Annotated in this window: 6 protein-coding genes and 1 tRNA gene; 3 read left to right on the forward strand and 4 right to left on the reverse strand. The window is 45.6% G+C overall.

The genetic code is table 11. The annotated features are described in order from the left end of the window. Nucleotides 1–283: 283 nt before the first annotated feature. Nucleotides 284–1,816 carry a 2,3-bisphosphoglycerate-independent phosphoglycerate mutase gene (gpmM, locus tag R7M72_RS21250; protein ID WP_318056314.1) on the forward strand — a complete coding sequence of 511 codons (1,533 nt, stop codon included), beginning with the start codon at nucleotides 284–286 and terminating at the stop codon, nucleotides 1,814–1,816. Nucleotides 1,817–1,898: 82 nt separating this feature from the next. Here the strand turns inward: gpmM and R7M72_RS21255 are convergent, their stop codons facing one another. From R7M72_RS21255 to rsgA, 4 genes are all read right to left on the reverse strand, one after another. Then, nucleotides 1,899–2,786 (reverse strand): DMT family transporter, encoded by an 888-nt coding sequence (locus R7M72_RS21255; RefSeq protein WP_318056315.1) that lies wholly within the window; start codon nucleotides 2,784–2,786, stop codon nucleotides 1,899–1,901. 132 nt (nucleotides 2,787–2,918) lie between these two features. Next, nucleotides 2,919–4,334 carry an SLC13 family permease gene (locus R7M72_RS21260; RefSeq protein WP_115386346.1) on the reverse strand — a complete coding sequence of 472 codons (1,416 nt, stop codon included), beginning with the start codon at nucleotides 4,332–4,334 and terminating at the stop codon, nucleotides 2,919–2,921. A 166-nt stretch (nucleotides 4,335–4,500) separates the two neighbouring features. Continuing rightward, nucleotides 4,501–5,358, reverse strand: coding sequence for an archaetidylserine decarboxylase (gene asd / locus R7M72_RS21265; RefSeq protein ID WP_005381465.1), 858 nt, complete (start codon nucleotides 5,356–5,358; stop codon nucleotides 4,501–4,503). 116 nt (nucleotides 5,359–5,474) lie between these two features. Next, nucleotides 5,475–6,539, reverse strand: coding sequence for a small ribosomal subunit biogenesis GTPase RsgA (gene rsgA / locus R7M72_RS21270; protein WP_005386419.1), 1,065 nt, complete (start codon nucleotides 6,537–6,539; stop codon nucleotides 5,475–5,477). 129 nt (nucleotides 6,540–6,668) lie between these two features. On the opposite strand from rsgA, the gene orn reads away from it, so the two are divergent. Together orn and R7M72_RS21280 are read left to right on the forward strand one after the other, a co-directional pair. Continuing rightward, on the forward strand, nucleotides 6,669–7,214 hold the full coding sequence (gene orn, locus R7M72_RS21275) for an oligoribonuclease (RefSeq protein WP_017635574.1): 546 nt from the start codon (nucleotides 6,669–6,671) through the stop codon (nucleotides 7,212–7,214). 156 nt (nucleotides 7,215–7,370) lie between these two features. Next, nucleotides 7,371–7,443, forward strand: a tRNA-Gly gene (locus R7M72_RS21280). Nucleotides 7,444–7,445: the final 2 nt, after the last annotated feature.

The following is a 7,445-nucleotide window of genomic DNA, read 5'->3' on the forward strand; positions in this document are numbered from 1 at the left end:
TTTCAAGTGCAAAAATAAGAATGAGAAGCGTAAGAAAACCGAACTTAGACTGGGGTGTACAAAGCGTATTAGAAATGACTATGCTTGTGGAACACGTTTGTCGGCACTGACTCGTTGTTCGCTTAACTTGTAAGATAGCAACAATAAATCGCAAACATTATTTGATCTTAACCTACAGTTTTGGTTAAAAAGTGTAGTAAAATTACGCTAGTTTTGTTTCAAGGTTAGATAGGGCAGCGAGGCCCTACGCCAAAAGTTACTTAAATTTGATGAGGTCATCACTATGTCAGCTAAGAAGCCACTGGCTCTAGTTATCCTTGACGGTTACGGTTACCGTGAAGACACAGCAAGTAACGCAATTGCGAATGCGAAAACACCAGTAATGGATGCTCTGATTGCGAATAACCCACACACATTAATCTCTGCTTCAGGCATGGATGTTGGCCTTCCTGATGGTCAAATGGGTAACTCTGAAGTTGGTCACACTAACATTGGTGCAGGCCGCGTTGTATACCAAGACCTGACTCGTATCACTAAATCAATTGCGGATGGTGAGTTCGAACAAACGCCTGCGCTAGTTGAAGCAATCGACTCTGCTGTGAAAGCTGAAAAAGCAGTACACATCATGGGCCTGATGTCTCCAGGCGGTGTTCACTCTCACGAAGACCACATTTACGCTGCAGTTGAAATGGCAGCGGCGCGTGGCGCAGAGAAAATCTACCTACACTGCTTCCTAGACGGCCGTGACACACCACCACGTAGTGCTGAAAACTCACTACAACGTTTCCAAGACCTATTTGCGAAACTAGGTAAAGGCCACGTTGCTTCTCTAGTAGGTCGTTACTACGCAATGGACCGTGATAACAACTGGGATCGCGTCCAAGTTGCTTACGATCTTCTAACTCAAGCTAAAGCTGAGTTCACAGCAGAAACGGCAGTTGCAGGTCTAGAAGCGGCTTACGCTCGTGAAGAAAACGACGAATTCGTTAAAGCAACAGCTATCAAAGCGGAAGGTCAAGAAGACGCAATCATGCAAGATGGCGATGCGGTTATCTTCATGAACTACCGTGCTGACCGTGCACGTCAAATCACTCGTGCATTCGTTCCTGCGTTTGACGGCTTTGAGCGTGCAGTATTCCCAGCAATCAACTTTGTGATGCTGACTCAATACGCGGCTGATATCCCTCTAGCTATCGCATTCCCACCTGCGTCTCTAGAAAACACTTACGGTGAGTGGCTATCTAAACAAGGTCAAACTCAGCTACGTATCTCTGAAACAGAGAAATACGCACACGTGACTTTCTTCTTCAACGGTGGTGTTGAGAACGAATTCGAAGGCGAAGAGCGTCAGTTGGTTGCTTCTCCAAAAGTTGCAACGTACGACATGCAGCCTGAAATGAGCTCTCCAGAACTAACAGAGAAGATGGTTGCGGCTATCAAATCAGGTAAGTTCGATACCATCATCTGTAACTACCCGAATGCAGATATGGTTGGTCACACTGGCGTTTATGAAGCGGCTGAGAAAGCAATCGAAGCTCTAGATGAAAGCGTGGGTAAAGTGGTTGAAGCAATCAAAGAAGTTGGCGGTCAACTATTGATCACTGCGGACCACGGTAACGCAGAAATGATGATCGACCCTGAAACTGGCGGCATCCACACTGCTCACACTAACCTACCAGTACCTCTAATCTATGTAGGTGACAAAGCGGTTGAATTCAAAGAAGGCGGTAAACTGTCTGACCTTGCACCAACCATGCTTTCTCTAGCTGGTCTAGAAATCCCAGCAGAAATGACGGGTGAAGTACTAGTTAAATGATTAACTAACGGCTCCGAATGACAAAAGCCCGAGTTTAAACTCGGGCTTTTTTGTATCTGGCAGTAAGGGCTGGTCTGTAAGGTTACTGAACCAATATGCCCGCACCAATCACAGCTAGGGCTGCGCCCAACCATGAAAATCGGTTTGGTCGGCGTTTCGTGTAAATCCAGAGCAGTGGTAGCAACATAATTGGCGTGGTTGAAGATAGCAGTGCAACCATACCTACATTTCCTTCTTGCAGTGCGTATAAGATTAGCGTCATGCCGACGGCCATCGCCAAGAAACCATTAAGTGCAGTAATACCAAATACGCGCCAAGTAATGTGTTGCGTCGAGCGAGCGACTTTGACCCCTAGAATTAACAACATGCTGTGGGCGAAAAAGGCACTGATCATTCGAATAGCAGAAGCCGCAACTGGGTCAATACTGGTTTGCATTACTGGCTTGGCGATGATACCGCCCAATGCTTGGCACATTGCTGCGGTTAAGCCAAGTCCAATACCTACCCAGATGTTACCTTTAATGTCTTCCAAGACGTTATTCACTTGACCTCTTCGGCCAAAGAATATCGCCATCACCACGCCGCTAAATACCAATGATGCGCCCAGTAGTTCTATTGTGGTCATGACTTCGCTAAATAAGAAGTAGCCCAAGATGGCAGAGAACACGGCGTGGCAAGAGAATAGTAACCCGGCCTGTCTTGGCCCCATACGATTCAAACACGCGAATAGAGCGGTATCACCAATAAAAATACCAATCAGTCCTGAGGCCATCATTGGCGTTACATGTTCCCAAGAAACCGTTAACCAGCCGCCAGTTATCCAGGCCATTGTTGATAAGATCACGGCTGTGCAGCCCATACGCCAGCGGCTGTAAGAAAATGCGCCTAGGTGTTGTGCAGGAATGACCGAAATTAGGCTAGAAACTGCCCACAGAAAAGCGGCGCATAAAGCAAGCCATTCGTAACCCATGATGTGTCGACGTCCTTGTAGAGTAGAGGAGTCTTAATATGCACGAAATTTAATGGATGTAAAAGCGGCTCTGCAAGGGCAATAGTTGGCGAACAGCTCCATGACAACAAGCTCTGTCACGGAGCTTATCGATTAAAACAGCACCAGAACTGCGCCATACACGATAAATAGACCAATCAAACCAAGAATCAGCCCCACTTTCGCCATGTCTTTGCTCTCGATGAGGCCTGTTGAATAAGCCAAAGAGTTTGGTGGTGTGGAAACCGGTAAGATCATGCCAAGTGATGCGGAGAAGGCGACGACAACCAGTAAACCTTGTAGGCCACCAACCGCAATAAGGCTTGGCATTGATGTACCAATAGCGGCAGCAATAGGCATCAATAAGTTTGCTGTTGCGGTATTAGACATAAAGTTCGCCATTAACCAACACACTACTGATAGGGCTAAAACTACGGCAAATGGTGATAGCAGGCTGTAATCAATGGCGTGCGCTAATGCTTCGGCTAAGCCCGTTTTGTCTAAGGCAATGCCAATTGCTATACCACCGGCAACTAGCCATAAAACATCCCAGTTAATCAGCTTGAGTTCTTCTTTGCCCATAATGCCCGTTAAGGTGAACACTGCTAGTGGGATAATCGCGACAACGTATGTATTCATGCCATGCACTTTCGTTGTCATCCAAAGCAAAATGGTTAGTGCAAAAGTGATGTAGACGACGATCGCACGCCAGCTCCTTTTGAATGTACCATCTAGCTTTAGTTTCATTTCTGGTTCGCTAGACGGAAACAGCTTTTGCAACAAGAACCAAGCTACAGTGAGTTGTACCAACACAAATGGTAGACCCATTGTCATCCACGATAGGAAGTCTATCGCGTTTTCTCCAGTGAGATATTGAAGCGCTATCGCATTAGGTGGCGTGCCTATCGGAGTCGCAATGCCGCCTGTATTCGCGGCAATTGGAATACACAACACCAGTGCTTTAATCCCTAAATCCCCTTTAGGTGCTGAAGCGACGATGGGGCCAAGCAGGGCTAGCATCATCACGGTCGTGGCAGTATTGGACATAAACATTGAAAAAACGGCGGTAATTAACATCAAGCCCAGCATGATGAACTTAGGTTGGGTGCCGAATGGTTTTAATAGTACTCGGGCGAGGTTGTTGTCGAGCTCGTATTTGGAAGCCGCAATCGCGAGAGCAAAACCACCCATAAAAAGAATAATGATCGGTGAAGAGAAGGCCGAGAAAATATCGGTGTAAGCAATTAACTCTCCTAAATCATGCCCCGCTGGTGGATTGCGAAATAGATGCAAACCTTTATCCGATATCATGATCAGTTCAAGAGCGATAATAAGAATGGACGTAGCAAAAACGGGAACCGGCTCGAGAACCCAAAGTAGGGCAGCAAGAAGAAAAATAGCTAACAGGCGATGCTGAATTAAAGTGAGATCGTCAATAGGAATAGCATCGATCGGTATCATCAAAACACCGAGCGGAATTAAAAAGCACACCAGCAATTTCGCCAACGTGTTTACACTCATCTTTGGCATTGGCTGCCCCTCTAAATATTCATTCTAAGCGCAGGATAATTGATTGTGGAATGAGGGTCTTAGAGGCAGGTATGAGTTTGAGAAATAGAGGCTAAATTTCGAACGGAGTTTTGCTTTTTATCAATAAAAAGAGCCCTTAATAAAGGGCTCTTTAACGGTGTTTTACTTATTTTTTCAAGGCGTAAGGTGTGCCCATAACGGTTGGCTTACCGTTTTCCATGCTTGCGTCAAACTCAATCGCGTCTTTGGCAAACAGGTTAATAACAGTAGAACCCAGTTTGAAGCGGCCCATCTCTTCGCCTTTTTTCAAGATCACGGCCTTGTCACCCTCTGCTGGGTAATCCCATTTGTAGACAGTGTTTCCACGAGGCGGAGTGATAGTGCCAGCCCATACTTGCTCAATGCTACCAACAATTGTCGCACCAACAAGCACCTGTGCCATTGGACCAAACTCAGTATCGAAGATACACACCACACGCTCGTTACGTGCAAATAGGTTCGGTACGTTTTCTGCTGTCAGAGGGTTTACTGAGAACAGGTCACCTGGTACGTAAATCATTTGGCGCAGAGTGCCGTCACATGGCATGTGTACACGGTGGTAATCGCGCGGAGATAGATACAATGTGGCAAAAGAACCATCTTTAAATTCGTCCGCTAAATTCGCGTCACCGCCCAGCAATTCTTGTGCTGAGAAGTGATGACCTTTTGCTTGGATAAGTTGACCATCTTCAATAGGGCCAAATTGGCTAACACAAGCGTCGGCTGGGTGAGTGATGACGTTTTCGCCTTCAGAAATTGGGCGTGCGCCCTCTTTTAGCTCACGAACGAAAAACTCGTTGAACGTTTTAAAATGCTTAGGATCTGAGTGCTTCGCCTCATCCATGTTCACATTGTATTGTTTGATAAACCAACGAATAACTGCTGTTGTTAGACCGCCAGCTTTTGCTGAAGCCAGTTTACCCATTAGGCGAGTGAGGCCGTGTTGTGGGATCCAGTACTGCAGTCCAACTTTAAACTTGTCCATCTTTAATTCCGATACTTCTGTTAGATTCGCGCTTTAGGGCGCGTGATGTTACTGAAATTTAATTTGCTTGTCAGTATTAGGTGAAGACTTTTTACACAGTTACAGCCTTAACTCAATTACAGATCGGCTTTTTTATTACGTGAATACTGACGATTTGCTTTGTTTTCAACCATGCTTTCCAAAATGCGATGATAGTTTTCAAAGCGAGTTTCGTTAATTTCCCCGTTCTCGACAGCTTCGCGTAGAAGGCAGCCTGGGTCATCATTGTGTTTACAATCTCGGAACTTGCAACCGCCTAAATATGGTCGAAATTCAACGAATGCTTTTGTTACTTCTTCTGCTTCCAAATGCCAAAGACCAAATTCACGTACTCCAGGTGAGTCGATCAAATCGCCACCCGTTGGAATGTGGTATAAACGTGCAGCCGTCGTGGTGTGTTGGCCCAAGCCAGAGTTCTCAGAGACTTCGCCTTCTTCCACTTCGCTCTCTAGTTCCGGCATTAACGCGTTGACTAAGCTGGATTTCCCTACGCCTGATTGACCAACAAAGATATTAATTCGGTCACGCAGCAGGGTTTCTAGTTCAGCAATGCCTTCTCCAGACTTCTTGCTGACCAGAAGCACTTTATAGCCAATGCGTTCATATTCTTTGAGCCATTCTTCATACATTGCACGATCATCGGCTTCTAGAAGGTCGACTTTATTTAAGACCAACAATGGCGCAATATTCAGTGTTTCTGATGCAACGAGATAGCGGTCAATAATATTTAGCGATAGCTCTGGTAATACCGAAGAGACAATGACCATTTGATCAATATTGGCTGCAACGGGTTTTAGGCCATCGTAATAATCTGGACGAGTGAGCACTGAAGAGCGAGGTTCTACCGCTTCAACAACACCAGAGATGCCCGCCATAGACTCCAATCCTTCGCGCCATAAAACACGATCGCCAGATACTAGAGACTCAATACCACGGCGGAGGTTACAGCGTTGAATTTCGCCTGTTTCAAGGTCTTCAATGTCCGCGTGCTGACCAAAACGAGTGATCACGAGACCTTGCTTGCTGGCGCCTAGCATGTTTTCATCCCACTGGATGGAATCTTCTTGCTTCTTCAAACGCTTTTGTTGGTTGCTACGTACGCGTCGCACCTGACCTTTGGTTAACTTTTTCTTCTTTGCCACAATTCTGTACTTTATGTGAATTTACTCAAATGGTTGAGCCGTACTCTTGGCTCCGTGTATGAGTATCGTGTTTCTCGTATTTTGAGGTATAGTACCTCTTTTATCGATAAACAAATAGGCGGCGTAACCATGTCCTTTAGCGATCAAAACCTAATTTGGGTTGATTTAGAGATGACAGGGCTTGATCCTGAAACGCACAAAATCATCGAAATTGCTTCTATTGTCACGGATAGCGAACTAAATATTTTGGCTGAAGGTCCAGTGTTAGCGATTCATCAGCCGGAAGAAGAACTGGCGAAAATGGACGACTGGTGTACTAATACGCATACGGCAAGCGGTTTGGTGGAGCGCGTTCGAAACAGTCAAATCTCAGAACAAGACGCAGTCGCACAAACCATTGAATTTTTAGAAAAATGGGTGCCAAAAGGGGCGTCGCCAATATGTGGTAACAGCATTGGGCAGGATCGTCGCTTTTTATACAAGCATATGCCTGAGTTGGAAGAGTTCTTCCATTACCGATATGTTGACGTTAGTACTCTTAAAGAACTAGCACGTCGCTGGCAACCTGAGGTGCTAAATGGGTTCACAAAACAGGGAACACATTTGGCCTTGGACGACATTCGTGAGTCCATCGCAGAACTTAAGTACTATCGAGGTACTATTTTCAAGATTTAACTGTTAAGGTTGCGATCCAAATTGTTGTAATTTATATCGCTTTTGATTGCTTTTTCGTCGTTCAGTAAAAAAATAAAGTTTTTTTGAAGGAAGGACTTGCATCACAAAAAAATGCTCTTATAATTCGCAGCCCTAAACAGCGGAAACGTTGTTGATGCGACACTAGCTCAGTTGGTAGAGCGCAACCTTGCCAAGGTTGAGGTCACGAGTTCGAACCTCGTGTGTCGCTCC

The organism is Vibrio sp. YT-18 (assembly GCF_033337345.1).
GTDB lineage: Bacteria > Pseudomonadota > Gammaproteobacteria > Enterobacterales > Vibrionaceae > Vibrio > Vibrio alginolyticus.

Bases quoted from the DNA above. Each gene is read 5' to 3' on its own strand.
- orn (WP_017635574.1), top strand. From the start codon at position 6,669: ATGTCCTTTAGCGATCAAAACCTAATTTGGGTTGATTTAGAGATGACA.
- gpmM (WP_318056314.1), top strand. From the start codon at position 284: ATGTCAGCTAAGAAGCCACTGGCTCTAGTTATCCTTGACGGTTACGGT.
- R7M72_RS21260 (WP_115386346.1), bottom strand. From the start codon at position 4,334: ATGCCAAAGATGAGTGTAAACACGTTGGCGAAATTGCTGGTGTGCTTT.
- R7M72_RS21255 (WP_318056315.1), bottom strand. From the start codon at position 2,786: ATGGGTTACGAATGGCTTGCTTTATGCGCCGCTTTTCTGTGGGCAGTT.
- asd (WP_005381465.1), bottom strand. From the start codon at position 5,358: ATGGACAAGTTTAAAGTTGGACTGCAGTACTGGATCCCACAACACGGC.